The organism is Novosphingobium sp., from assembly GCF_025351285.1.
Taxonomy (GTDB): Bacteria; Pseudomonadota; Alphaproteobacteria; order Sphingomonadales; family Sphingomonadaceae; genus Novosphingobium.
On record NZ_JANXWG010000050.1, the window covers coordinates 1 to 25,009 of the forward strand.

Sequence of the window (25,009 nt, forward strand, 5' to 3'; positions counted from 1 at the left end):
CGCGGTCTATTCGGACGCTGACGCCCGCGCGCCGTTCGTGCGGATGGCGGACGAGGCGGTGCATATCGGCCCGTCGCCCGCGGCGCAGTCCTATCTCATTGCCGACAAGATCGTCGCCGCCGCCAGGCAGACCGGCGCCGAGGCGGTCCATCCGGGCTATGGCTTCCTCTCGGAACGCACGTCGTTCGCCGAAGCGCTCGCCGCCGAGGGGATCGAGTTCATCGGGCCGCCCGTCAACGCCATCGCCGCGATGGGGGACAAGATCGAATCGAAGAAGCTGGCGCTCAAGGCAAACGAGGTGCGTTCGGACAGGAAACCATAGCCCGGATGGACCGCCTCGGCGCCGGTCTGCTTGGCGGCGGCGATGATCTTTTCGGCGATGAGATAGGATTGGGCGGCCGGCGACGGGCCAATATGCACCGCCTCGTCCGCCATCCGCACGAACGGCGCCCGCGCGTCCGCGTCCGAATAGACCGCGACGGTCTGGATGCCCATGCGCCGCGCCGTCTTGATCACCCGGCACGCAATTTCGCCACGGTTGGCGATGAGGATTTTCTTGAACATCGTCGATCCTATCTATGGCAAAACTTCATAGGACATGCCCAAGCCAGTAATTGAGTGAATTCTCATTTTCACCTGCTTAACTGCAATGTCTTGCGGGAATTTGTCTGTGATCGGAATTGTAAATTCTTCCGTGAAAGCCGGTCTTGCAAGATCATTGCTAAATTCACGATATGACAGTCGGAGTGTATCCTTCGTCGCACCAAAATATAAAATGATCTGCCTTAAGCTATCAGGCCTTTCGACCGTCTTCCTTTCGGAATGATATGGAACCTTCGTTTTCAATTTCAGAGCCACGGAGGCGTCATCCTGCGCCATACGGTCGAAAATTCCGTCGCCATCGTCATCTAAACCACACGGCCCGTTTTGGACACATGCTTTAAATTTCGATTTTGTTTCAACCGGATACATTGCCGTTCCGACTTCCACTACGAGTGGGAGAAGCCACTGACCTCCTCGCATCTGAATATCCGGCACGGTTACTGTGAAGGAATACGTCTTGCTGTACTCATGAACAACTGTGCCAGCACTTACTGTTTGAACCCGCCCTGGCTCTGGAATGTGAAACACCCTGACCTGAGGGTCCAATGCCTGTGCGTGTGCCGTAGGGGCCATCGCAGCCACAAAGAACAATAACGCTCTGGTCATCACCTCACTCCGCCGCCTCATCCAACGTGTCGCCAGCCGGCGGCATATTGTGCCCCAGAAGCCGCAACATGTCTGCCGCACACTCAACCACGTTCGATCCCGGCCCGTAGATCCCCTGCACACCGGCTTCGCGCAGGAAATCGTAGTCCTGCGGCGGGATCACTCCGCCCGCGACGACCTTGATATCACTGCGCCCAGCGGCGCGCAGGCGCTGGATCAGTTCGGGGATCAGCGTCTTGTGCCCGGCGGCGAGCGAGCTGGCGCCGATCGCGTCCACCCCGTTGTCGAGCGCCAGCACCACCGTCTCCTCGGGCGTCTGGAACAACGGGCTGCTGGTCACGTCGAAGCCCATGTCGCCGAACGCGCTGGCGATCACGTTGGCGCCACGATCGTGCCCGTCCTGCCCCATCTTGGCGACGAGCAGGCGTGGGCTCCGGCCGAGCCGGCGCTTGACCGCCTCCACCCCGTCGAGAACTTGCTGGTAACGGCTGTCGCCCGCGTAAGCCGGGCCGTAAACGCCGCGCACCGGCACCGGCTGCGTAGCATAGCGGTTGAACGCCACTTCCATCGCGTCCGAAATCTCGCCCAGCGTCGCGCGGTGGCGCGCGGCGTCGACCGCCAGTTCGAGCAGGTTGCCCGAACCCTTGGCGCCCTCGGTCAGCGCAGCCAAAGCGGCGCGGCACTTGGTTTCGTCGCGCGCGGCGCGGGTGGCCTTGAGCCGGGAGATCTGCCCTTCGCGCACCGCGTGGTTGTCCACCTCCATCGTTTCGAGATGGTCTTCCTCGGCGCGGCGGTACTTGTTGACGCCGACGATCGTGTCCTCGCCCTTGTCCACCCGCGCTTGGCGCGCGGCGGAGGCTTCCTCGATCATCGCCTTGGGCCAACCGGCAGCGACCGCCTTGGCCATGCCGCCCTCGGCCTCGACGCGCTCGATGATCGCCCAGGCCTGGTCGACCAGTTCGCTGGTCAGGCTCTCGATGTAGTACGAGCCGCCCAGCGGATCGACCACGTTGCACATGCCGGTTTCTTCCTGGATCACGATCTGCGTGTTGCGCGCGATCCGGGCGGAAAAGTCGGTGGGCAGCGCGATCGCTTCGTCGAGCGCGTTAGTGTGGAGCGACTGGGTGCCGCCCAGCATCGCCGCCATCGCCTCGATCGTGGTGCGGATGACGTTGTTGTAGGGGTCCTGCTCCTGCAAGCTGACGCCGCTGGTCTGGCAGTGCGTGCGCAGCATTTTGGAGCGTTCGTCCTGCGCGCCCAGCTTCGTCATCACGCGGTGCCACAGCACCCGCGCCGCGCGCAGCTTGGCCACTTCCATGAAGAAGTTCATGCCGATCGCGAAGAAGAACGACAGGCGCCCGGCGAACTTGTCGATATCGAGCCCGCTGGCCACGCCGTACTTCACGTATTCCATGCCGTCGGCGATGGTGAACGCCAGTTCCTGTACTTGCGTCGCGCCGGCTTCCTGCATGTGGTAGCCGGAGATCGAAATGCTGTTGAATTTCGGCATCTTGCGGCTGGTATATCCGAAGATGTCCGAAATAATCCGCATGCTCGGTTCGGGTGGATAGATATAGGTGTTGCGGACCATGAACTCCTTGAGGATGTCGTTCTGGATGGTCCCGTCGAGCGCCTCGACCGGCACGCCCTGCTCCTCGCCCGCCACGATGAAGAAAGCCAGGATCGGGATCACCGCGCCGTTCATCGTCATCGAGACCGACATCTTGTCGAGCGGGATGCCGTCGAACAGGATCTTCATGTCCTCGACGCTGTCGATCGCGACCCCCGCTTTGCCGACATCGCCGACCACGCGCGGGTGGTCTGAGTCGTATCCCCGGTGCGTGGCGAGATCGAACGCGACTGAGAGGCCCTTTTGCCCTGCCGCCAGGTTGCGGCGATAGAAGGCGTTAGATGCCTCGGCAGTGGAGAAGCCCGCATATTGCCGGATCGTCCACGGCCGGCCCGCGTACATGCTGGCGCGAACGCCGCGTGTGAACGGCGCGAAGCCGGGCAGGCCCGGGTCCTCGCGCACGTCGGCAGCGGTATAGAGCGGCTTGACGTCGATGCCGTCGGGGGTGTGCCACGTCAGGTCTCTGCCCTTGACCTCCTTCGCCGCCGCCTTCTGCCAGTCTTCGAGGTTCGCCATCGTTACTGTCCCTTGAACGCGGGCTTGCGCTTTTCAAGGAAAGCCATGCCGCCTTCGGCCGCGTCTGCGCTGCCGGCAGCGATGCGCTGCCCCTCGGCCTCGGCCAGCAACTGCTCGGAATAGCTGTTTTCCATGGCGATCAGGATGCTCTTGCGCATCACCGCATAAGACACCGTCGGCCCGTTGGCGAGCCGGGTGGCCAGCGCGCGGGCTTCGGCCTGGAGCTGGTCATCCTCGACCATCTTGTAGATCAGGCCCCAATCCACCGCTTTTTCGGCGCTGATCTTCTCGCCCAGCATCATCATTTCGGTGGCGCGTGCCTTGCCGACCATGCGCGGCAGCATCCAGCTCGCGCCTCCGTCTGGTACCAGTCCGATGTTGACGAAGGCCTGGAGGAAATAGCCGCTGCGCCCCGCGATCACGAAATCGCCGGCGAGGCCGATAGAGCAGCCCACGCCCGCCGCCGCGCCGTTGACCGCGGTGATGATCGGCATGTTGAGCCGCGCCAGGTTGACCATCATCGGGTTGTAATGGCGGGTGAGCGCGATGTAGCTGCCCTCGCCCCCGCTGATCGAGCGTTCTCCCCGTGCAGAAAGATCTGCGCCCGAGCAGAACCCGCGCCCCGCGCCGGTGATGACCAGGCAGCGCGCGCCTGCGAGCGACGATACCGCATCGTTGATCTCGCCCGCCATGTCGAGCGAGCAGGCGTTCATCCGCTCGGGACGGTTGAGCGTGATCGTCGCAATCTGGTCGGAAACCTCGACGGTGATGGTTTCATAGCTCATCAATGCGTTCCTTTTGGCGTTTCCATGATTTCGGTCAGCACCCCGCCCATGTCGCGCGGGTGGACGAAGATGATCAGCGTGCCGTGCGCGCCGATGCGCGGTTCACCCAGCACGCGCTTGCCCTGGCTTTCGAACCAGGCCTTGGCAGCGTAGATATCGGGCACTTCGTAGCACATGTGGTGCTGGCCGCCCTGCGGGTTCTTGGCGATAAAGCCCAGGATCGAGGAGTTTTCACCTAGCGGTTCGATCAGTTCGATTTGCGTTCCATTCATGCCGGAAACGGTCGGCGTATCGACGAAACACACCTTCACGCCTTGCGCGGGCAGGTCGAACGGCTCGCAAATCTGGGTGGCGCCCATCACGTCGCGGTAAAACACGATCGAATCGGCGATCGAGGGCGTGGCGATGCCGATGTGGTTGAGCCGGCCGAGCTTCATCCTGCATTTCCCCCGCAATGGCACGTCACGCCCGCGCTGCCCAAAGGGACAATTCAATCGCGCGGTTAAATTGCCGCTATGCCAGAGCGGTGCGCTTGGCAAGCCGTAGCGTCAGGTCGATGCCGCAGTGCAAAAAAGATCGTGCCCGCGTAGCCAGGCAGATCAATAGACGGTGTAGCCGCCGTCGATCACCATCGCGTCGCCGGTGTGGAAGCGCGAGGCATCGCTGGCGAGATAGACCGCGATACCGCCGAAATCCTCGGGCTCGCCCCAGCGCCGCATCGGCACGCGGCCGATCGCCTTCTTGTTGAACGTGTCCCACGCTTGCAGCCCCGCAGTCATGTCCGAGCGGGTCCAGCCGGGCAGCACCGCGTTGGCGCGCACGCCGTGCCGCGCGTATTCGACCGCGATGCCCTTCACCAGCGGCAGCAAAGCACCCTTGCTGGCGGCATAAGCCTGGTTGGCGGGAGCGCCGTGGATCGCAGACGTCGAGGAAATCGCCAGCAGTGATCCGCCGGGATCGCCTGCCTCGGCGCGCGCAGCCATGTGGCGGCAGGCGGCGCGCAAGGTCCAGAACACGCCATCGAGATTGAGCGCCATGACGTGGTGCCAGATTGCGGTGTCGGTTTCGTGGAACGAGGGGCTTCGCGATCCGCGACCAGCGTTGGCAGCGACGAAATCGAGCCGGCCCATTTCGGCGATGGCTGCATCCATCGCAGCTTCGATCGCGGCCTCATCGGCTGCGTCCACGGCTTCGGCACGGACGTGGCGGCCGGTTGCCTCCAGTTTGTTGCGGGCGGCTTCAAGCTTGTCGGGATTGGTGCCCCAGATCACCACATCGGCCCCAGCCTGCGCCAGCGCTTCGGCCATGCCAAACCCGATCCCGCCATTGCCCCCGGTGATCAGCGCGACCTTGCCGGTCAGGTCGAACGGCGAATATCCCATGGCAAACTCTCCCTCGCACCTTCGTTTAATCGATCGATTAAACGGTCGGGCGCAGGAGTCCAGAGATCAATCGAACTGCTGCGCGAATGCCGCCGCCGCGCCGAGCAAGCCGGGTTGCGGGTGCGTGATCAGCTTGACCGGGATCGCCGCCATCAGCGCCTCGAACCGGCCCTTGGCGCGGAACCGCTCGGCAAAGCCCGATCGCAGCAGCGTGTCCTTGATGCGCAAGCCCAGCCCGCCTGCCATGACCAGCGCCTGCGCACCTTGTGCCAGCACCAGATCGCCCGCCACGCTGCCCAGGCACAGGCAGAACCGATCGACTGCGGCGGCGGCAAGGCTGTCATCGCCGCTGGTACCGAGTTGCCAGATCGACTTGTCGTCGAGTGGCACGAACGCGGCTCCATCAAGATGCGCAAGCGTTTCGTAGATATCGACAATGCCCGGCCCCGCCACCACACGCTCGGCCGAAACGCGGCGGTGGCGCTGACGCAAACGCGCAAGAATCGCGTCCTCAATCTTGTCGAGGGGGGCGAAATCGATGTGCCCGCCTTCGGTGGGCTGGACGCGGTAGCCCTCAATATCGCGCCACAATTGCGCGACGCCCAGCCCCGTTCCGGGACCGACCACGCTGGTTACGCCCTCGGCCGGAAGCGGCGCTTCAGGCCCGGTCAAGTGGATGAAATGCTCGGGCCCGGCTTGCGCCACCGCGTGCGCCACCGCCGCGAAATCATTGACCAGCACGTGGCGATCGACACCCAGCTTCTCGTCGATCAGCGCCGGGCGCACGATCCAGGGGTTGTTGGTGAACTTGATCAACTCGCCCCCGACCGGCCCCGCTACCGCGATTGCTGCGGCTTTCGGCAAGAAGCCGGGCTGCGCGCGCCCGAATGCTTCCCAGGCGAGTTGGAAGCTGGCGTATTCAGCGGTCTTGAGCGTGGTTGCCTCGCCCAGCGACACGACCCGGCCGCCGTCAACTTCGGCAATGGCGAAGCGCGCATGCGTGCCCCCGATATCAACCGCGACCAGCTTCAAATCCGCCCCCCAAGGCTCACGACTACAGCCCGGCCGCCGCCAGCATCGCCGACCCGCCGTGTTCGGCAGGGTCCGAATGATGCCGCATCAACGCGAACAATTCGCGCCCTGTACCCCAGGCCTCGGGGGGAACGCCAGCGGGTTCGCGCGCCGCCCATTCGGCAGGATCGACCAGCGCGGTCAATTCGCCCTTTTCCGCGCACACGCGCACCCGGTCGCCATCGCGCAGCAGCGCCAGCGCGCCGCCCAGCTTGGCTTCGGGCGAGACGTGGATCGCCGCGGGAACCTTGCCCGATGCGCCCGACATCCGCCCGTCGGTGACCAGCGCAACGCGGAAGCCTTTGTCCTGCAACACGCCCAGCGACGGCGTCAACTTGTGCAGTTCGGGCATGCCGTTGGCGGCCGGCCCCTGGAAGCGCACCACCACCACCACGTCCTGGTTGAGTTCCCCAGCCTTAAATGCTGCGAGCACCGCATTCTGGGTGTCGAATACGCGGCATTCGGCCTCGATCGTCCAGCGCGACGGATCGACCGCGCTCAGCTTGATATTGGCTCGGCCCAGATTGCCATCGAGCAGCCGCAAGCCGCCCTCGGGCTGGAATGGCGCCGAGACCGGGCGCAGCACCGCATCGTTGCCGCTGACTGCCGGCGCCGCGTCCCACACCAGCGTATCGCCATCGAGCCGTGGCTCCTGCGCGCCCTCGGCCAGGCTGGCACCATAGACCGTGCGGATATCGCCATGCGCCAGTCCCGCACCGAGCAGTTCGCGCAGCACGTAAGGCATGCCCCCCGCCGCCGCGAACACATTCACATCGCCCGCGCCATTGGGATAGACGCTGGCGATCAACGGCACCACGCGCGAAAGCTGGTCCATGTCATCCCAGTCGATCACGATCCCGGCCGCGCGTGCAATCGCGGGCAAGTGGATGAAATGGTTGGTCGATCCACCCGTCGCGAGCAAACCGATCACCGCGTTGATGATAGCCTTTTCATCGACACAGTGGCCGAGAGGGCGATAATCGCTACCGTCCCAGCCGATCTCCGCCACGCGATGCACCGCTGCGCGGGTCAGCGCCTGCCGCAGCTTGGTATTGGGGAACACGAAGCTGGAACCGGGCATGTGCAGCCCCATCATCTCCATCATCATCTGGTTGGAATTGGCGGTGCCGTAGAAGGTGCAAGTGCCCGCCGCGTGGTAGCTTTCGCTTTCGGCTTCGAGCAGTTCGGTCTCGCCCACCTTGCCCTCGGCGTAAAGCTGGCGGACACGCGCCTTTTCGCGGTTGGGCAGCCCGGTCGGCATCGGGCCCGAGGGCACCAGGATCGTCGGCAAATGCCCAAAGCGCAAAGTGCCGATCAGCAGGCCGGGCACGATCTTGTCGCAGATGCCGAGCAGCAGCGCGCTTTCGAACATGCCGTGGCTGAGTCCCACCGCCGTACTCATCGCGATGACGTCGCGGCTGAACAGCGACAGTTCCATCGAATCCTGGCCTTGCGTCACCCCGTCGCACATCGCCGGAACCCCGCCCGCGACTTGCGCGGTGGCGCCGATCTCGCGCGCCCACACCCGGATCTGGTCGGGATATTTCGCGTAAGGCTGGTGCGCCGAAAGCATGTCGTTGTAGGCGGTGACGATCCCGATGTTGGGCGCCTTGCCGCCACGGATCGCGATCTTGTCCTCGCCGCTCGCCGCGAAACCGTGCGCCAGGTTGCCGCACGACAAGGTCGGTCGGTTGACGCCCGCTTCTCGCGCGCGATCGATCAGGTCGAGGTAGCGCTCGCGGCTGGCGCGCGAGCGTTCGATGATCCGCTCGGTGACTTTCGCGACGACAGGGTGCAGGGTCATCATGCGCTCCAGTAGATGGTGACGGGGGCTTGAGCACCGGCGAATAAAGTGGCGACGGGCAAGTCCGCCCCCGCGAGTGCAGCTTCGATCACGCGGCGCTTGGCCGCGCCGGTGACGACCAGGATCACCTCGCGCGTGGCGAACAGCGCCCGCCAGTTGAGCGACAGCCGGTCGAACGGCGCTTCGGGGGGAAGCGGGATCGGGGTGGTGGCGATCACGCGTGGCCCGGGCCGCAATTCGGCGCGCATATGCGGGAACAGCGAGGCGACATGGCCGTCCTCGCCCATGCCCAGCCAAACGAGATCGAACGGCGCCACTTCCGCTCCTTCGACCAGTCGCTCGATCGCCACATCGGGCAGTGCCGCGCGCAATTTGCCGTGGTTGCTGGCCGGGTGATCATCGGGCACGCGACGATCGTCGTTCAGCGTGATCGTCACATCGGCCCAATCCAGCCCATGTTCGGCCAGCATCGCAAACACCTTGGGCGCGGTCGATCCACCCGGTACGCACAGCCGCAGTGGCCTTGGCCGGGCCAGTTCAGCCGCAACCCGCTCCGCCACCGCAGCCAAATCGCCGGGTTCGGCCCAGGTGACGCGACCGGGATCAGTCATTCCAGCTTCGGCCATCGCGCTCGGTCAGTGCAATGGCGGCATTCGGCCCCCAACTGCCGGACGTGTACGGCTTCGTATCCATCGACTCCGAAGCCCACAGGGCGCGGATCGCATCGACCCACTGCCACTGCGCCTCGACCTCGTCACGCCGGACGAACAGGGTCTGTGCGCCTTCGATCAGATCGAGCAGCAGCCGTTCATACGCAATCCTCCGGCGCGCCTTGGCGAAAGCGTCGGTCAGCGACAGATCGAGCGGCACTTCGCGCAGCACTATGCCGCCGCGATCGAGGCCGGGCTCCTTGGCCATGACCTGCAACCGCACATATTCCTCGGGCTGAAGCCGGATCACCAGCCGGTTGGCCTTCAACCGCGCGTTCTTGCCCGAGAAAATGTTGTGCGGCACGCATTTGAACTGGATCACGATTTCGCTGCGCCGCTCGGCCAGCCGCTTGCCGGTGCGCAAGTAGAACGGCACGCCCTGCCAGCGCCAGTTGTCGACATGCGTCTTGAGCGCGACGAACGTCTCGGTGCCCGACGGTTCGGCCAGGTCATCGAGATAGCCCCCGACGCCGACACTGCCGCTCCCGCCCTTGACCGCGCCCGCCGAATATTGCCCGCGCACCATGTCCCTGGCGTCGACCGGCCGCAGCGCACGCAGCAGCTTGACCTTTTCGTCGCGGATCGAGGTGGCGTCGAATTCGGCAGGCGGTTCCATCGCGGTCAGCGCAACCAGTTGGAGCATATGGTTCTGCACCATGTCGCGCAGCGCGCCCGTCTCGTCGTAGAAGCCCTTGCGCCCTTCCAGACCTACGGTTTCGCTTATGGTGATCTGCACATGATCGATCCCGGCCGAATTCCACAGCGGTTCGAACATCATGTTGGCGAAGCGCAGCGCCATCAGATTCTGGACGGTTTCCTTGCCGAGATAATGATCGATGCGGAAGATCTGGTCTTCGGCAAAGGCCGCCGCCACCGCATCGTTGATCCGCCGCGACGAGGCGAGATCATTGCCAAGCGGTTTCTCAAGGCCGATCCTCACGCCCTGGTGCGCAAGGCCCGCGTGCGCCAGGCCGGCGATGGTCGCTTCGAACAGGGCCGGCGCGGTGGAAAGGAAGATCGACAAGCCGCCAGAGGTGTCGCCCAGCTTTTCCGCCAGCGCCTCGAAGCCTTCGATCCGCGAGGCATCGAGCGTCTGGTAGGATAACCGTTCCAGAAAAGCCGAAAGCTTGCTCTCGTCCTTGCGATCGGCGGGCAGGAATTCTTCAAGCGCCTGTTTGGCGAAGGCCTGGAAATCGGCGTCGTCGTGCTCGGACCGCGCGGTGCCGACGATCCGCACCCCGCCTTCTGCCACTGACGGACCGATCAGGCCGTCTTCATGCAGCGCGAACAGCGAAGGCAGCAGCATCCGCCGCGACAAATCTCCGGTGGCGCCGAACAGGAGCAGCGTGCCGGAACTGGTAGTTGAAAATGCAGGCATCGTGCGGGCTTCTCCGGGTCAGGCTGATCGCGGCGCGTGGCGGCTTGCAGCTACCCTCGACAGGACCGATAGCCTGCCGCCAAGACGCTTGCAGCACGCATAAGTATGCGGGGAAACCGTTGTGCATTGCAACATGCAAAGCCTGGCGGCCGCGGGCTGGTTGTGCAGGGCTGGAGCGTCAGGTCTCGATTTCGAACAGCACGGCTGCACAAGCGCGAAGTTGCCCCGGCTCGCCACCATTGGCAGAAGCAATCGTGCGGCCAGCATTGGCCACGCCCGCTGGCCAGGAAACGGCTTCGGGCGAAAGGTTGAATACGCAGACCAATCCTTGATCTGCCGTGCTGCGCGCAAACGCCAGCACCGCCGCATCGGCATGGAGCAAGTCAAACGCCCCCAGCCGCAGCGCCGGGTTTGCTTTGCGCAGCGCCAGCGCATCGCGGGTCAGTGCCAGCAACGAGGCCGGATCGTTCTCCTGCCGATCGACCGCGTGCGCCAGGTTGGCAGCCCCCAACGGCAACCACGGCGTTCCCATCGTGAAGCCACCGTGCGGCGCATCGGCCCGCCACGGCATCGGGGTGCGCACCCCATCGCGCGACAGCGTCAGCGGCCAGTTGGCGATCGCTTCCGGGTCCTGGAGCAGTTCGAACGGAATGTCGTCCTGCTCTAGTCCCAGTTCCTCGCCCTGATACAGGATCACGTTGCCGCGCAAGGCCACCAGCAGCAGGATCTTCATCGCTGCGAATTGCGCGCGATTTGCCGCAGCCGCCCAGCGCGAGACCGCGCGCGGCGCATCGTGATTCTCGAACGCCCAGCTAGGCCAGCCTTGCGCAGCGCCATCGATCCCCGGCTCGTCCGTCCACACCGCCATCGCTTCCACGACCAGCTTGGAAGTGAGCGCGGGCGCATAGAGGAAGTCGAACCCGTAAGCGCTGCTCAGCCTGGCGTTTCCTGCGGTGAATGCCTTCATCTCGGCATCTGCATCAGACCCGCCGACTTCGGCCACGGTGAACACCGCGCCGTAATCGTCACACACCCGCCGAATTTTTTCGATGAAGCCAACCACCCCCGGCTGCGACTGGCTGTGCAGCTTGATCTGGAAATCGAACGGACGCGTGCGCGGTTTGCCGTCGTCTGGCGCAGGCGGATTGTCGCGCAGCAGCGGATCGGCCATCGCGTGGTTGAGCGCATCGAGCCGGAAGCCATCGACGCCCCGATCGAGCCAGAACCGCGCGGTATCGAGCAACGCGTCCTGCACCGCTGTCAGATGGACGTTAAGCTGTGGCTGCTCTTTCAGGAAGGTATGCATGTAGTATTGGCAGCGCCGCGCATCCCAGGTCCAGGCCGGGCCACCGAACACCGATTGCCAGTTGTTGGGCGGCGTGCCGTCGGGCCGTGGGTCCACCCACACGTACCAGTCGGCGCGGGGGTTGGTGCGATCGGACCGGCTCTCGGCGAACCACGCATGCTGGTCCGAAGTATGCGCATAGACCTGGTCGACGATCACCTTCAGCCCGAGGTCATGCGCGCGTGACACCAATGCATCGAAATCCGCCAGCGTGCCGAAGATCGGATCGACATCGCAGTAGTCCGCAACATCGTAGCCGAAGTCCTTCATCGGCGAGGTGAAGAACGGCGATATCCAGATCGCATCGACGCCCAGCGCGGCGACGTGATCGAGATGCGCGGTGATCCCGGCCAGATCGCCCACGCCATCGCCATTGGAATCGGCAAAGCTGCGCGGGTAGATCTGGTAAATCGCGGCGCCGCGCCACCATGGGGTTTCTTGGGGGATCACAGCGCCGGTCTGACTGGTCATGGCAAAGCTCGCTCGTCGCAGAAGGTGCCAAACAGCCTAAGCGATCGCCGACGCTCCTGCGACCAGCAATCGTATGCGTTCGATCAAGCCGCGCTGGGCGCACGCTTGTCCATGCGTGGCCGTCGCCCCGTGGTCCGCAAGTAGAACCGCGAAAACCACGAGGGATCGTCGAACCCGAGTTCAGCGGCCACCTGCGCGGCACCGGCATTGGTGTAGTGCAACAGCCGGCGCGCCTCGGCCGCAAGGCGCTGATCGATCACTTGCTTGGGGCTGGCCCCCAGCCGCGCCGCGGTCAGCCGCGCGAGCGTGCGACGGGTCGTGCCGAGCTGTGCAGCATAGAAATCGAGCCCGCGATGCTCGCGGAAATGGCGTTCGACCAGCGCGCGGAAGCGAGCGATGCGCGGATCGGCCGACGGCGCGGTGCCTGGTTCGGCCAAGGCTGCCAGCAACCTGGCGATCGCTTCGGCCAACGCCAGGTGGAGGCCGGTGTCATCGGGGCGAAGCACCAGTTGCCCCAGCATCTCGCGCGCCAGCAGCAATAATGTCCGGGCGGCTGCGGTCTGAAACTCGGCGATGCCGCCTTGCCCGAACAGGCGCTGCAACGGATCGTCCGGGCCTTGAGCGCGCGTCACGAAGTCCGACGAAAGCGTCAGGACATAGCCTTCGGTATCGGGCGCAAAACGAAATCCATGAACGGCGTGCGGAGGCGCGATGACCGCAAATGGCGCCCAGCACGCCTGCTGTGTCCCGTCCAGCGCGATATCCGCCTGTCCTGATTCAACCAGCAAAATCTGCACGAAATCGGCATGACGATGCGGCGCGATTTCCCAATCATGCAATGAACTGCGCGCGGCAATCGTCTCGATATGAGCGAAGATGCGCGGCGATGCTGCGCGGTCTTCGCCGTAGAGCGCAAAGCTGGGAATGGGGTCGGGCATTGTCGAGGTAGTCCCAAATCGTCCAGCAGACTGTCCGGCGCGATCCTGTCCCCGCGCACGGGAAGATGTCAATCTTGGCGCACAATACTGCGAAGGGGTGGCAGGTCATGAAGACGCAAGTGGCAATCATAGGCGCGGGACCGGCCGGTCTGCTGCTCGGCCATTTGCTGCGCAGCGAGGGCATCGATTGCGTGGTGATCGAGCGCCAGAACAGCGATCACGTGCTGTCACGCATCCGCGCCGGCGTGCTCGAACAAGGCACGGTCGGACTAATGGCGCGGCTCGGGCTGGACGATCGCTTGAAAGCCGAAGGCCTTCCCCACGGGGGCTTCAACCTGGCCGATGGCGAACGGCTGATCCGCATCGACGTCGAAGGCCTGACCGGCCAGCAAGTCATGGTCTACGGCCAGACTGAAATCACCCGCGACCTGATGGACGCCGCACCTGCACGCGGGCTGCAAGTGGTCTACAACGCCCTGGATGTGGCTGTGCACGGCATCGAAAGCGATGCACCTTGGCTCACGTACCGGAGGGACGGCGCCGAACAGCGCATCGATGCGCGCTTCATCGTCGGCTGCGATGGCTTCCATGGCCCATCGCGCAAGGCCATTCCGACGAGCGCCGCGCGCGAGTTCGAGCGGGTCTATCCGTTCGGCTGGCTCGGCATTCTGGCGGACGTGCCGCCGTGCAATCAAGAACTGATCTACGCCAACCACGAACGCGGTTTCGCGCTCGCCTCGATGCGCAGCGAAACGCGCAGCCGCTATTACATCGACGTTCCGCTGACCGAACGCGTCGAGGACTGGAGCGACGACCGGGTGTGGGATGAGCTGGCCGCGCGGCTTGGGCCGGAAGCGGCAGCGAACATTACGCGCGGCCCTTCGATCGAAAAGTCGATCGCACCGTTGCGCTCCTACGTGTTCGAACCGATGCGCCACGGCAGCCTGCTGCTGTGCGGCGATGCCGCGCATATCGTGCCGCCGACGGGTGCAAAGGGCCTGAACCTGGCCGCATCCGATGTGCATTACGCTTGCACCGCGCTGGTGCGGTTCTTCCGCGCCGCCGACAACGATGCGATAGCCGGCTACTCGGCGAAGGCACTGGCGCGGGTGTGGAAAAGCGAACGGTTCAGTTGGTCGCTGACCAAGCTGATGCACCGCTTCCCCGAGGACGGTCCGTTCGAGCGCGCGATGCAGGTGGCAGAGCTGGATTACATCGCATCGAGCAAGGCAGCGCAGACTGCGATTGCAGAGAACTATGTAGGTCTGCCCGTATAGACGGACAGGGTCGGCCTGCCGGTCTGATCAAAAGGAGAGTTCGGGGCGGCGATACGCGCCGCCGCCCCTTCCCTCTCCCAAAAATCGAACGGCGTTTAGAACTTTGCGCCGGCGCGGATCCCGAACGTGCGTGGGCTGGTCGAAACGATATAAGGCCGCTGCCCGCACGAGCCGCATTCCTGGAAGCGCGAAAGCTGGCCGCGCTCGTCGGCCACGTTCTGGACGAACGCCTCAAGGCTCAACCGATCCCACTCCGAACCGATCGCCAGGTTGATCTGCCCGAACGCCGGCAGGCGCCCAAGCTGCGCCGCCGGGTTGATCACGTTGCCCGAAAACACCTCGTAGATCGCGGTGCGGATGTCGGACGACGCCGAGCTTTGATAGGTCGCGTTGAACTGCCCGTAGACCTTTGCCGAACCCATCGGGACGGTATAGCGCGCGGTGCCACTCGCCTTGAATTGCGGCGTGATCGGCAGGCGCGTACCCTTGGGCGCCGACACCATGTTGCCGTTGCCGCCGACCGCGGCGCACGTGAACGTCGCATCGTCGAACAGGCACAAGTTCTGCCGGGTCTTGGCGTCGGTGTAAGCCGCGGCCACGTTCATCGTGAACGGTCCGGTGTTGAGCGTGCTATCGATTTCGAAGCCGCGGATGCGCGCATTGGGACCGTTGTGGATTTCGGTGAACGAGTTGGCGCCCAGGAACGAGAACTGGAACTTCTGCCAATCCTGCTGGTAGATCGCGCCGTTGATGCGCAGCAACCCGTCAGCCAGCGTGGCCTTGAAGCCCAGTTCGTAGTTGATCAGATAATCGGGCTGATAAGGCGTAACGCCTGCCCGGCGGTTGATGCCGCCCGGACGGAACCCGCGCGAAACCGTGCCGTAGAGAAGCAGGTCGCGGCTGGGCTTCCAGGTGGCGTTGAAACGATAAGTCGCGCCATCACCGGTTGCCTTGACCGGATTGACCGTGCCGTTGCTGTAGACGCCAAGATCGGTGCAAGGGCTGCCCGCCACAGCCGCCGGCAGCAGTGTGGTGTTGGCCTGGCCTGCCAGTTGCGCATCGCGCAGCCGCACGCCGGTGGTGGTGAAGCACTGCGCCACGCCGGTGCGGCTCGATCCGGCCGCGTTGGGCGGAGGATTGCCCACCGCGCCTTGTACGAAGGCGGGATTGCGACCGAAGCCGAAGAACCCGATCAGTGAGTTGTCGTACTTGAACACGCGTCCGCCCGCGGTCAGCGTGACCTTGGGCAGGATGTCGTAGCTCAATTCGCCGAACGCCGCGTAGTCCTTGTCGACGCGGTGCTGCTGGGTCAGCCAGATCGTGCCCGGCATGCCGTTGACCGACAGCAGCGGCGCAAGGCCGGGGATCTGGTAATCCTGGTGGATATCATTCGATTGGCGCTGGAAGAACAGCCCCGCCACCAGCCGCAGCCGCGCCGAAGCGGGCGAGGCGATGCGCAGTTCCTGGCTCATCTTCTTGAAGTGATCGCTGCCCACCACGTTCTGGCGCGGATCGATCGTCTTGCCGTTCTTGTCCTGGTAATAGAAATACCCGGCAAGCCCGCCGACCGACGAATAGAGCGAGTCGTACGCCTCGGCGTAGTCGGTGTAATCGCTCGACTGGAAGTCCTTGCGGTCGAGATAGGCGCCCGCATACGTCAGGTCCCAGTTGGCGATCTTGCCTTCGATCGTCAGCGCGGCCTGGATGAAGCGATCGCGGCGATATTCGGGATAGAAGTGCTGGACCTGAAGATCGCCGACCTTGGGATCGTAGCCGTACGATCCGTGGCTGCGCGTATCCTGGTAGATCACCGAAGGCGTTGCGGTCCAACTGCTGCTCAGATCCACCTTCAAAGCGGCGCGGCCACCGGCGGTTTCAGTGTCGTTGTAGTTCTTCTTCACGAAGGGCGCGTTGTTGACGACGATGCCGCCGGCCTTGGCAGTGCACGCCTGGCTGGTAGCCTCGGGAATGAAGCTGCGGCAGCCGGGGACGTTGTCGATGAAGCCGGCATCGCGCTGGTAGAAGCCGACTATGCGCAAGGCTGCAATTTCCGAAATCGGCACGTTGATCATGCCTTCGACCTTGCCGCCGACGCCACCCTTGTGGACGGTGTTGATCTCGGTATCGATGCGGCCTTCGAACTTGGTCGTATTGGGCTTGTTGGTAATGATGCGGATCGTGCCCGCTTCCGAACTGGCGCCGTAGAGCGTGCCTTGCGGGCCCGACAGGCTCTCGATCCGGGCGATGTCGTAGATGTGGACATCGAGGTTACCGCCGATGGTGGTGACCGGCTGTTCATCGAGATAAACGCCGACCGATGGCAGCGAACCCGAGTGGTTGCCGTCACCGCCGCTGGCCACGCCGCGCATGTAGACCACGTTGGTGCCCGGCGTGCCGCCGAGCGCCTGGAACGTCACCGATGGCAATTGCTGCGCATATCCGTTGAAGCTGGTGATGTTGAGCTGGTCGAGCTTGCGGGTCGACAGCGCCTGGATGCTGATCGGTACGTTTTGCAAGCTTTCGCTGCGTTTTTGTGCGGTGACGATGATCTCGCTGTCGGGCACCGCAGGCGCATCGGCCGCGGGCTGCGCGACGTTCGAGGCATCCTGCGCCATGGCGGCCTGAGAAACCGCGATCGGCGCTGTCAGCGCGCTGCTGGCAAGGAACAGGACCTTCGTCAGCTTGGAAGCCGAAAGGCGCGAAAGCGACACCCGCATGTTACAAACCCCTCATGGTATACTTTAGTTACCTGATCGCCCGATGTGTCGCAGGACTGCAAAGGTCAACCACCTCGCGTGCGCAAGATGCAGTCGCAATCGAGTGCGTGGCCAATTTACAACGGTGTTTGTAAGCTGCTGTAATCTTCGAGGACCCGGCCGAGCGCCTGCTTGAGCGGATCGAGCCATGGTTCGAACGGGAGCCACGCCTCCGTCCCGTCGCGGAAGATCGGGCGGCGCACTTGCTCGGAACTGGCCGTGCGAACCGCGCGGTCTGTCTGGTGGAAGGCCAGGCAGCCGGGTTCGTACGGCAGGCCACAAAATGCCAGGAGCGCGCGCACTTCGGCTTCGGTTTCGTCCACCATGCGTTCGTAGATCACGCGGTGGACGGTGCCGGGCGCCGCGCAATCCAGATGATCCATCAACCGGACATAATCGCGGTAATAGCGGCCCATGTCGGCAAGATCGTAACTGAACCCCTGCCCGCGCGCGAAGTGCTGCTTGAAGTTGGAAAAGCCGCAAGCCAGTGGATGGCGGCGCGCGTCGATGATCTTCGCATTGGGCAGGATCAAACGGATCAGCGGCACGTGCAGCCAGTTGTTGGGCATCTTGTCGACGAAAAACGGCCGCTGGGTGTGCCGTTGGATCGCGGCGCGCGACAAGTAATCGTCGCCGAGTTCGCGCCGGCGATCGGGCGCAAGACCGGCCAGCGCCGCAGGATAATCGCCCAGGCTGCGCGCGATCAGCGCGATGTCGGCAAGCTCGCTGGTGCCTTCGACCTGGCTGTGGCTGGCAAGAATCTGCTCGATCAGCGTCGATCCGCTGCGCGGCATGCCCAGCACGAAGATCGGATCGGGCGCCGGCGAACCTCCACTCACCGCGCCCGCCAGCAAGGCCGGCGTAGCCACCGCAATCATGGCATTCACCGTCGCCTCGGTATCGTCGGCACGGTAGGGAATGCGCTTGCGCCGGCGCGCGTTGCCGGCCGCGTAATGCGCGAAAGCCCCGGCCGCATCACCGCGATCCTCCAGCGCCTTGCCCAACGCGAAATCCAGGTGCCAGCGGTCCTCGTCGTCGAGCGAGGCATTGCCCAATGCCGCCCGCATCGCTGCCAGATCGTCGTCCGCAAACCGCACCGTCTTGAGATTGGCCAGGCTCCACCACGCTTCGCCCAGCCCCGGTTCGAGCGCGATCGCCCTTCGGTAGGCCGCCACGCCATCGTCTTGCCGCCCGACCGTCTTGAGCATGTGGCCATAGCTCATCCACACGCGCGGCTGGCCGCCCGCATCGCGCAACACTTGTTCATACAGCGCGAGCGCTTCCTCGAACGCGCCGATCCGTCCGAATGCCGCGGCCTGGAGGTTGGCGTGGCCGGGATTGTCCGGGTCCTCGCCCGAAACCCGCGCCAGTTCGGCCAAGGCTTCTGCCGGGCGGTTGGTGCGGTAAAGCACCAGCGCCAGGTTGGCGCGCGCGGCGGTGAAGCCCGGCGCCAGTTCGATCGCGCGGCGCAGCAGGTTCTCAGCATCCTGCATCCGCCCGATCCGTCCGGCCAGTTCGGCGAACATGCGGATCGCGCGGACGTCGAACGGATCGTCGTGCAAAGCACCGCGTAGCAGCGGTTCGGCCTCGCTCAAGCGGTTGTCGTGGAGCGCCAGCGCGGCGTTCACGAGCCGGGGGTCGTAGTCGCGGGCTGCTGTCATGGCACCGGCATAGCGCCATCCGGTGCACTTTCGCCAGCCCGGCCAAAGGCTTTTTGCTGGCAGATCCATCGAATTGCTGGTTACTTGCGCTGTCAATCAGGGCGGGAGGGCAAGCATGACGACCGACACAGTGCGCCCCTTCGGCTTCTGGACCGCCCTGGCGCTGGTGGTCGGCGGGGTGATCGGTGCGGGCATCTACGTCGTGCCGACAGAGTTTGCCGGCCTGGGCTGGACCGGGGCGCTGGCGTGGTTGCTGGGCGGCGCGGGTGCTCTGCTGATCGGGCGGGTGCTGACCGCACTGGTTGCCGCCAGGCCCGACGAACCCGGCGTGATCGCGGTCATCGGCGACGTGCTCGGGCCGATCCCGGGCGTGCTGGTCGGCTGGGGCGCCTGGGTCAGCTACTGGTGCGCCAATGCCTATATCGCGCTGACCGCCGCGCGCTACGCCGGGGCGCTGGTTCCCGGCCTTGCCGCGACCCCGCTGCGCCAGACGATCACCGCGTGCCTGGCGATCGTGGCGCTGTCCGTGCTCAATCTCAGCGGATTGAAGGGCGCCGGGCGGTTCCAGGTCCTGACCACCGCGCTCAAGCTGCTGCCGCTGGTTGCGGTGATCGCGATCCTGGCCGGTATGGCGTTGACCGGCGGCTCGGCCGCTCATCCGGTCGTGATCGAGCACGCTTCGTTCTCGCTGGGCGGGTTGCTGCCGGCGACCACGCTGGCAATGGTCGCGATCATCGGTTTCGAAAGCGCCAGCATCGCCGCAGAGCGCATCCGCGATCCCGAACGCAACGTGCCGCGTTCGACGATGGCGGGGATCGCGTTGGCCTGCCTGCTGTATTTCATCGTCTGCACCGGCATCACTTTCACGGTGCCAGCGGCACGGCTGGCGGGGTCGACCGCGCCTGTCGCGCTGTTCATCGCCGATCACTGGGGCCCATGGGCAGGGCAGGCTGTTGCGGCTTTCGCGGTGATATCTTCGATCGGTTGCCTCAACGTCTGGGTCATGCTGCAGGGCGAAGTCCCGCTCGGCCTGGTCCGCGCCGGGCTGCTGCCGGGCTGGTTGGGTCGCACCAACGACAAGGACATTGCCAGCGCGCCGCTCGTTATCGCATCGAGCCTGGCGTGCGGGCTGCTGTTGCTGGCCAACTGGCGCAGCGGCGCGCAAATCATGGATTTCATGCTCAAGCTGACCGCGGTGTCGGGAACGTGGATCTATGTCTTCGCCGCGCTGGCGGCTTTGCGCTTGCGGCTGGTCCCGGCGGTGGCGACGCTGGCGCTGGTGTTTGCGCTGGCAATCATCGCTGGTGCCGGGTTCGAAGCGGCTTGGCTGGGTGTGGCGCTGATGGTTGTGGCGCTGCCGCTTTATGCGCTCGCGGTACGCGGAACGCGGGGAGTCGTTGCCTGAAGCAACGGGTGTGCATCACAGCAGATCGCGGACTTCACGCTGGAAAGAACCGACGAGACATTTGCGCCACGCGGCGATGCAGGAAAATGATTTGCGGCGCGCGCCCACACTCGCAATCCTCCTTGCCCCTCCGCCAATTTCTCGCCAGATTTGCTGTATGACCGCTTGCCTTCGCGCCTTCGTCGCGCTCATCGCCTTCGCCGCCCAACCCGCTCTGGCGGCAGAGGCGAGCAAGTGCAAAGCCACGCTCGTCGCCAAGTTCCCTGTTGTGATGGAAGGGCCGCGCGCCAGCGTTCCGGTAAGCTTCAATGGCAAGCCCAGCCGGGTCTGGCTCGATAGCGGGGCGTTCTTCAACGTGATGCCCAAGGCCAAGGCGGTCGAACTGGGGCTTCCGCTCGAACCGCTGCCGCTGGGCTTCACGGTCAACGCCATCGGCGGCAGCTTCACCCCGCAACTGGCGCGGGTGCGGGATTTCGGGGTGCTGGGCGTCACGCTGCACAACACCCAATTCGTCGTGGGCGGCAGCGATGCGGGCAACGGCTTTCTCGGCGCCAATTTCCTGGGGGTGTGGGACACCGAATTCGATCTCGCCAAGGGCGCGGTCAACCTGTTCAAGGAAGCCGGGTGCAACGGCACGGTCATGGCCTACTGGGGCAACGGCATGTCGATCGGTGAGGCGCGGCTGTTAAGCTCCGATCGCAAGACCGATTTCCACATCTATGTCGAAGTGATAATCAACGGAAAATCGCTGCGCGCGATGCTCGACAGCGGCGCGCCCAACTCGATCGTCGGGCGCCATGCAGCCGAAAAGGCGGGCATCGATCTCAAGGCGCCGCAAGTCGTGGCTTCGTCCCGGATGGGCGGCGGCGGATCGCAGCGGCGGCAAAGCTGGATCGCGCGCACGCAGACGATTTCGATCGGCGGCGAAGTGATCCGCAACAGCCCGATCCGGGTGATCGACGATGGAGACGATTCGCGCGAACACGACATGTTGCTGGGCATGGATTTCCTGCTGTCGCACCACGTGTTCGTATCGCAGCCGCAGCGCAAGATGTTCCTGACTTACAACGGCGGCCCGATCTTTTCGGCCACGACCGATGGCGAAATCGGGCACATGACCACGATCGCGCAAGACATGGGCGCGGGCGAAAAGACTGTCGATCCCAAAACCGCCGATGAATTCGCCGGCCGTGCCTCGGCCCGGTTGATCAAGGGTGACACGGCCGGGTCGATCGCCGATTTCGGCGAGGCGATCAGGCTGGCCCCGGCGCGCGCCGACTTGCTGGCCAGTCGCGCCAGCGCTTATGCCCGCGCCGGAAGCCCCGCGCTCGCCAGCGCGGACATCGATGCTGCGCTGGCGATCACGCCCGCCGATCACCGCCTGCTCACCCGACGTGCGCAATTGCGGCTGGGCAAGGGCGACAAGGCGGGTGCGCTGGCCGATACCACCGCGGCTGCTGCGGCGATGCCCAGGGGCTCGCTCGACGTGATCCCGGTGGTGCGGCTGTTCGAACGGATGGGGCTGGCCGATCGCGGGCTGGCGCTGCTCGACCCGGTGGTCGAATTGCACCGCTCGGATGCCCAATATGCCTCGCTGCTCAATGCACGGAGCTGGAACCGGGGGCTGGCCAATGCCGATCTCGACCACGCGCTGAAGGACGCCACTGCGCTGATCCGCCGCGCCGGACCGAACCCGGCCTACCTCGATACGCGCGCGCTGATCGAGTTGCGGCTCAAGGACTATGCCGCCGCAATTGCAGACGAAACCGCAGCGCTCGACAAGCTGCCGAAGTTGGCTGAGGCGTTGTATGTGCGCGGGCTGGCGCGGATTGGCAGCGGTGATGCCGCGGGCGCCGCTGCCGACCTTGCCGCCGCGCGTTCAGCCCAGCCCAATATCGATCGGCGCTACGCGGCTTACGGCTTGGCCGCGCCCGGCGCCGAACTGTCATCAGTCAACGGCGAAGATGACGATCGCGACTAGCGCACTTTCCGGCTGCGATTATTTCGCCAGTCGCCGTCCCAGCCCGACGCGAACGTGGAATTCGATGCCGCCGGGAAGATAGCGGACCTCGGCCAGGTCTGTGCCGTTGTGAGCGAAAGCCTGCTGGATCAGCCTTGATCCAAAGCCCCGGTGGCTGGGTTCGGCCACAGCCGGGCCACCGCTTTCCTGCCAACGCAGATCCAGCATTGCCGCATTGCCTTCGCCGTCCCCATGTCCATCAACCGGCCCCGCGACATTCCAGGTGATCGCCACGCGCCCCTGCGCCGTCGACAGCGCACCATATTTGATCGCATTGGTGCCGAGTTCGTGAAATGCCATTGCCAGCGCCAGCGCGGTTTGCGCGTCGAGCCATGCCGAAGGCCCATTCACCTGGAAGCAATCGGCATGCTGGCCTCCATGCGCCAGCAGCCCTTCCGCCACCACGTCGGCGATGTCTGCGCCCACCCAATTCTGCCGGGTCAGCATACCGTGCGCCTTGGACATCGAAATCAGCCGGCCTTCGAAAGCATCCCAGATAGCCTTGTCGATATTTGCAGGCTTGAACGTCTGCCGGGCCATGACTTGCACCAGGCTGAGCATGTTCTTCACGCGATGATCGAGTTCGTTCACCAGCATTTGCTGCAAGGCTTCGGCGTTTTTCTGTTCGGTGATGTTCATGCTGCTGCCGAACAGGCCGATCACGCTGCCATCCTTGGCGCGCAGCGGGGACTTGGTCGACAAGTAGGTTTGCAACCCATCGACTCCCGTCAGCATTTCCTCAAGCTTTTCGGTTTGCCCGCTTGCCATCACTCGCGCGTCGGCTTCGACAAAGCGCCGGCCTTCTTCGGGATTGTCATGCCATTCGTCGTCGGATCTGCCCCTGATCTCGTCCCACGTCTTTCCCAGAACCGTCAGCACCGCACGATTGGCAAAAATCATGCGGCTCTGCAGGTCCTTGGCGTAAAGCAAATCGGGTGTAGCATCGCCGATCTTTACAAGTAGATCGCTTGTGAACGCATCTGCTTCGGCAGTTATCATCAATTCCGGAATTGTCATGAGTGGCATTGCGCCTTTGGATTTCAGCATCTTGCAATCTTGAGAGCAGATTCTTGCCCCCAAGTCTTTACCCGAAATGTCGGTTTATCACTGTTCGTCGGCCAGTGAAAGTGCGCCCGCAGCCCGGTGCACCGACCGGTTACCTGGACAGATCGGGAATCAGCGACAAGTAGTAATTGATTCCGGGGCGGATGTTGCTGATCGGCGTCCGTTCGTTGAGGCCGTGGCTGAAATCCTCGCTGTCCTTGGTGAACATCGGGCTGGCGCCGTAGCTGGGCACGCCCAAGGCGCGGTAGAACATGCTGTCGCTGGCGCCAGAGGCCATGCTGGGGATCACCGGCAGAGCCGGATAGACGCCGTGGATCGCCTTTTCGAGCGCCTTGGTAAAGTCCGCGCGCATGGGCGAGCTTGGGCTGGGCACCGAGCCTTCGGTCACGTCCTTGAAGGCGATTGCCGGATCGGCGGCGACCGTCTGCAACTCGGCCATGATCGACGCCGGGCTGTGACCTGGGAAGATGCGGCAGTTGATGTTGGCGGTGGCGCGTTGCGGAAGCGCGTTAAGCGCGTGGCCGCCATTCACCATGGTCACCACGCAAGTCGTGCCGATCTTGCCGACCATTGCCGGATCGGCAGTGAGTGCCTTGATGGCGGCTTCATCGGCCGGATTCGCGGCGAAAGCGCGCATCGCGGCGGCGCGCGCTGGGGCAGTCTCGAGTTTCGCGGCCTGCTCGAAATAGGCCTTCGTCAGCGGGCTCAACTCGGGCGTGAAACGGTGCTGGCCGATCCGCAGCAAAGCGGCGGCAAGCTGGTTGATCGCGTTCACCGGGCGCGGTGCCGAACTGTGGCCGCCGGGGTTGGTAACGGTCAGCTCGAAATCGGCGTATGTCTTTTCGGCGCCCTGCCAGCTCATCTGGCGCGGCAATCCGGTCTTTTCGTCCAGAGTGCCACCGCCGCCATCGATGTTGAGCACCAGGTCGGCGTTTTTCAGCTTCTCGGCGATCACCGCGCTGGTGTGCATGGTGGTTTCCTCGTCGCCCGAGAATTCGATGACGATGCTGCGGCGGGGCTGGTAGTCTTCGCGCTTCAGTTCGATCAGCGAGGCGATCGCCAGCGCGCCGTCGAACTTCATGTCGGTGGCGCCGCGGCCGTAAAGATAGCCGTTTTCGACCACCGGCACGAACGGATCGCGCTGCCAGTCGGCGCGCCTGGCTTCAACCACGTCCATGTGGCCCGACAGCACGAGCGGTTTGAGCGCGGGATCGGTGCCCTTCCAGGTGCCGATCAAATAGGCGGTGTCGTGCAGCGGCGTGATGGTGATTTCCTGCCCGTCGAACCCGCCCTTGACCAGCGCATCGCGGAACAGCGCGGCGACATCGCCGGTCTTGTTGCCCTCGCCCGCGACCGAGCGGATCGCGATGGCCTTTTGCGCCAGGTCGAGCGTCTGGGCCTCGGCTTCGGGGTGCGGCACGATTTTGGCGGCGGCGGGGGTGGCGGACAAGGCGAGTGCTGCGAGAAGTGCGGTTTTGATGGTCAAGCGGGCGACTCCTGTTGGGAATATCGCCCGTTTGCCGCAATTCGCCCGCGCTGTCATCTGGGGTAGGCTGTCAGCCCCTGCCCACCCCGCTGCGACTGAC

Annotated in this window: 18 protein-coding genes and 2 pseudogenes; 4 read left to right on the forward strand and 16 right to left on the reverse strand. The window is 64.4% G+C overall.

Annotated features, from left to right (window positions below; all coding sequences use genetic code 11):
• Positions 1–292: pseudogene (locus Q0R16_RS05930) on the forward strand (biotin carboxylase N-terminal domain-containing protein); the annotation flags it as partial.
• On the opposite strand, the pseudogene Q0R16_RS05935 reads toward Q0R16_RS05930, so the two are convergent.
• The 12 genes and pseudogenes from Q0R16_RS05935 to Q0R16_RS05990 form a co-directional block, all read right to left on the reverse strand.
• A pseudogene (locus Q0R16_RS05935) lies at positions 280–564 on the reverse strand (biotin carboxylase N-terminal domain-containing protein); the annotation flags it as partial. The pseudogenes Q0R16_RS05930 and Q0R16_RS05935 overlap by 13 nt on opposite strands.
• A 12-nt stretch (positions 565–576) precedes the next feature.
• Positions 577–1,209, reverse strand: coding sequence for a hypothetical protein (locus Q0R16_RS05940; protein WP_295633486.1), 633 nt, complete (start codon positions 1,207–1,209; stop codon positions 577–579).
• A 4-nt stretch (positions 1,210–1,213) separates the two neighbouring features.
• Positions 1,214–3,355 carry a methylmalonyl-CoA mutase gene (gene scpA / locus Q0R16_RS05945; RefSeq protein ID WP_295633489.1) on the reverse strand — a complete coding sequence of 714 codons (2,142 nt, stop codon included), beginning with the start codon at positions 3,353–3,355 and terminating at the stop codon, positions 1,214–1,216.
• 2 nt (positions 3,356–3,357) lie between these two features.
• Entirely contained in the window at positions 3,358–4,140 is a 783-nt protein-coding gene (locus Q0R16_RS05950; RefSeq protein ID WP_295633492.1) for an enoyl-CoA hydratase-related protein, read from the reverse strand.
• Positions 4,140–4,577, reverse strand: coding sequence for a methylmalonyl-CoA epimerase (gene mce, locus Q0R16_RS05955; RefSeq protein WP_295633495.1), 438 nt, complete (start codon positions 4,575–4,577; stop codon positions 4,140–4,142). The genes Q0R16_RS05950 and mce overlap by 1 nt, the downstream gene beginning before the upstream one ends.
• A 162-nt stretch (positions 4,578–4,739) precedes the next feature.
• Positions 4,740–5,522 (reverse strand): SDR family oxidoreductase, encoded by a 783-nt coding sequence (locus Q0R16_RS05960; protein ID WP_295633497.1) that lies wholly within the window; start codon positions 5,520–5,522, stop codon positions 4,740–4,742.
• 66 nt (positions 5,523–5,588) lie between these two features.
• Positions 5,589–6,554, reverse strand: a complete 966-nt coding sequence (locus tag Q0R16_RS05965) for a glucokinase (RefSeq protein ID WP_295633501.1) — start codon at positions 6,552–6,554, stop codon at positions 5,589–5,591.
• A gap of 22 nt (positions 6,555–6,576) precedes the next feature.
• A complete protein-coding gene (edd, locus tag Q0R16_RS05970; protein ID WP_295633505.1) occupies positions 6,577–8,397 on the reverse strand; it encodes a phosphogluconate dehydratase in 1,821 nt (606 codons plus the stop codon).
• Positions 8,397–9,008 carry a 6-phosphogluconolactonase gene (locus Q0R16_RS05975; protein ID WP_295633508.1) on the reverse strand — a complete coding sequence of 204 codons (612 nt, stop codon included), beginning with the start codon at positions 9,006–9,008 and terminating at the stop codon, positions 8,397–8,399. The genes edd and Q0R16_RS05975 overlap by 1 nt, the downstream gene beginning before the upstream one ends.
• Positions 9,001–10,485: a glucose-6-phosphate dehydrogenase gene (gene zwf / locus Q0R16_RS05980; RefSeq protein ID WP_295633510.1), complete on the reverse strand. Its 1,485-nt coding sequence runs from the start codon at positions 10,483–10,485 to the stop codon at positions 9,001–9,003. Before zwf ends, Q0R16_RS05975 begins: the two co-directional genes overlap by 8 nt.
• Positions 10,486–10,663: 178 nt before the next feature.
• Positions 10,664–12,301, reverse strand: a complete 1,638-nt coding sequence (locus Q0R16_RS05985) for an alpha-amylase family glycosyl hydrolase (RefSeq protein WP_295633513.1) — start codon at positions 12,299–12,301, stop codon at positions 10,664–10,666.
• An 83-nt stretch (positions 12,302–12,384) separates the two neighbouring features.
• Entirely contained in the window at positions 12,385–13,239 is an 855-nt protein-coding gene (locus Q0R16_RS05990; RefSeq protein WP_295633516.1) for a helix-turn-helix domain-containing protein, read from the reverse strand.
• 107 nt (positions 13,240–13,346) lie between these two features.
• Here Q0R16_RS05990 and pobA point away from each other — a divergent pair, with 107 nt between their 5' ends.
• Positions 13,347–14,516 carry a 4-hydroxybenzoate 3-monooxygenase gene (gene pobA / locus Q0R16_RS05995; RefSeq protein ID WP_295633519.1) on the forward strand — a complete coding sequence of 390 codons (1,170 nt, stop codon included), beginning with the start codon at positions 13,347–13,349 and terminating at the stop codon, positions 14,514–14,516.
• Between the two features lie 95 nt (positions 14,517–14,611).
• Here pobA and Q0R16_RS06000 read toward each other — a convergent pair whose 3' ends face one another.
• Both Q0R16_RS06000 and Q0R16_RS06005 read right to left on the reverse strand, forming a co-directional pair.
• Positions 14,612–17,233, reverse strand: coding sequence for a TonB-dependent receptor (locus tag Q0R16_RS06000; RefSeq protein ID WP_295633522.1), 2,622 nt, complete (start codon positions 17,231–17,233; stop codon positions 14,612–14,614).
• A 116-nt stretch (positions 17,234–17,349) separates the two neighbouring features.
• A complete protein-coding gene (locus Q0R16_RS06005; RefSeq protein ID WP_295633525.1) occupies positions 17,350–18,933 on the reverse strand; it encodes a sulfotransferase in 1,584 nt (527 codons plus the stop codon).
• Between the two features lie 115 nt (positions 18,934–19,048).
• Here Q0R16_RS06005 and Q0R16_RS06010 point away from each other — a divergent pair, with 115 nt between their 5' ends.
• Together Q0R16_RS06010 and Q0R16_RS06015 are read left to right on the forward strand one after the other, a co-directional pair.
• Complete coding sequence (locus tag Q0R16_RS06010; RefSeq protein ID WP_295633528.1) at positions 19,049–20,338, forward strand: amino acid permease; 1,290 nt, start codon at positions 19,049–19,051, stop codon at positions 20,336–20,338.
• A 157-nt stretch (positions 20,339–20,495) separates the two neighbouring features.
• Positions 20,496–22,319 (forward strand): aspartyl protease family protein, encoded by a 1,824-nt coding sequence (locus Q0R16_RS06015; protein WP_295633531.1) that lies wholly within the window; start codon positions 20,496–20,498, stop codon positions 22,317–22,319.
• Between the two features lie 18 nt (positions 22,320–22,337).
• On the opposite strand, the gene Q0R16_RS06020 is transcribed toward Q0R16_RS06015, so the two are convergent.
• Both Q0R16_RS06020 and Q0R16_RS06025 read right to left on the reverse strand, forming a co-directional pair.
• Positions 22,338–23,375: an HWE histidine kinase domain-containing protein gene (locus Q0R16_RS06020; RefSeq protein WP_295633534.1), complete on the reverse strand. Its 1,038-nt coding sequence runs from the start codon at positions 23,373–23,375 to the stop codon at positions 22,338–22,340.
• 139 nt (positions 23,376–23,514) lie between these two features.
• Positions 23,515–24,909, reverse strand: coding sequence for a M20/M25/M40 family metallo-hydrolase (locus tag Q0R16_RS06025; RefSeq protein ID WP_295633537.1), 1,395 nt, complete (start codon positions 24,907–24,909; stop codon positions 23,515–23,517).
• Between the last annotated feature and the right edge of the window lie 100 nt (positions 24,910–25,009).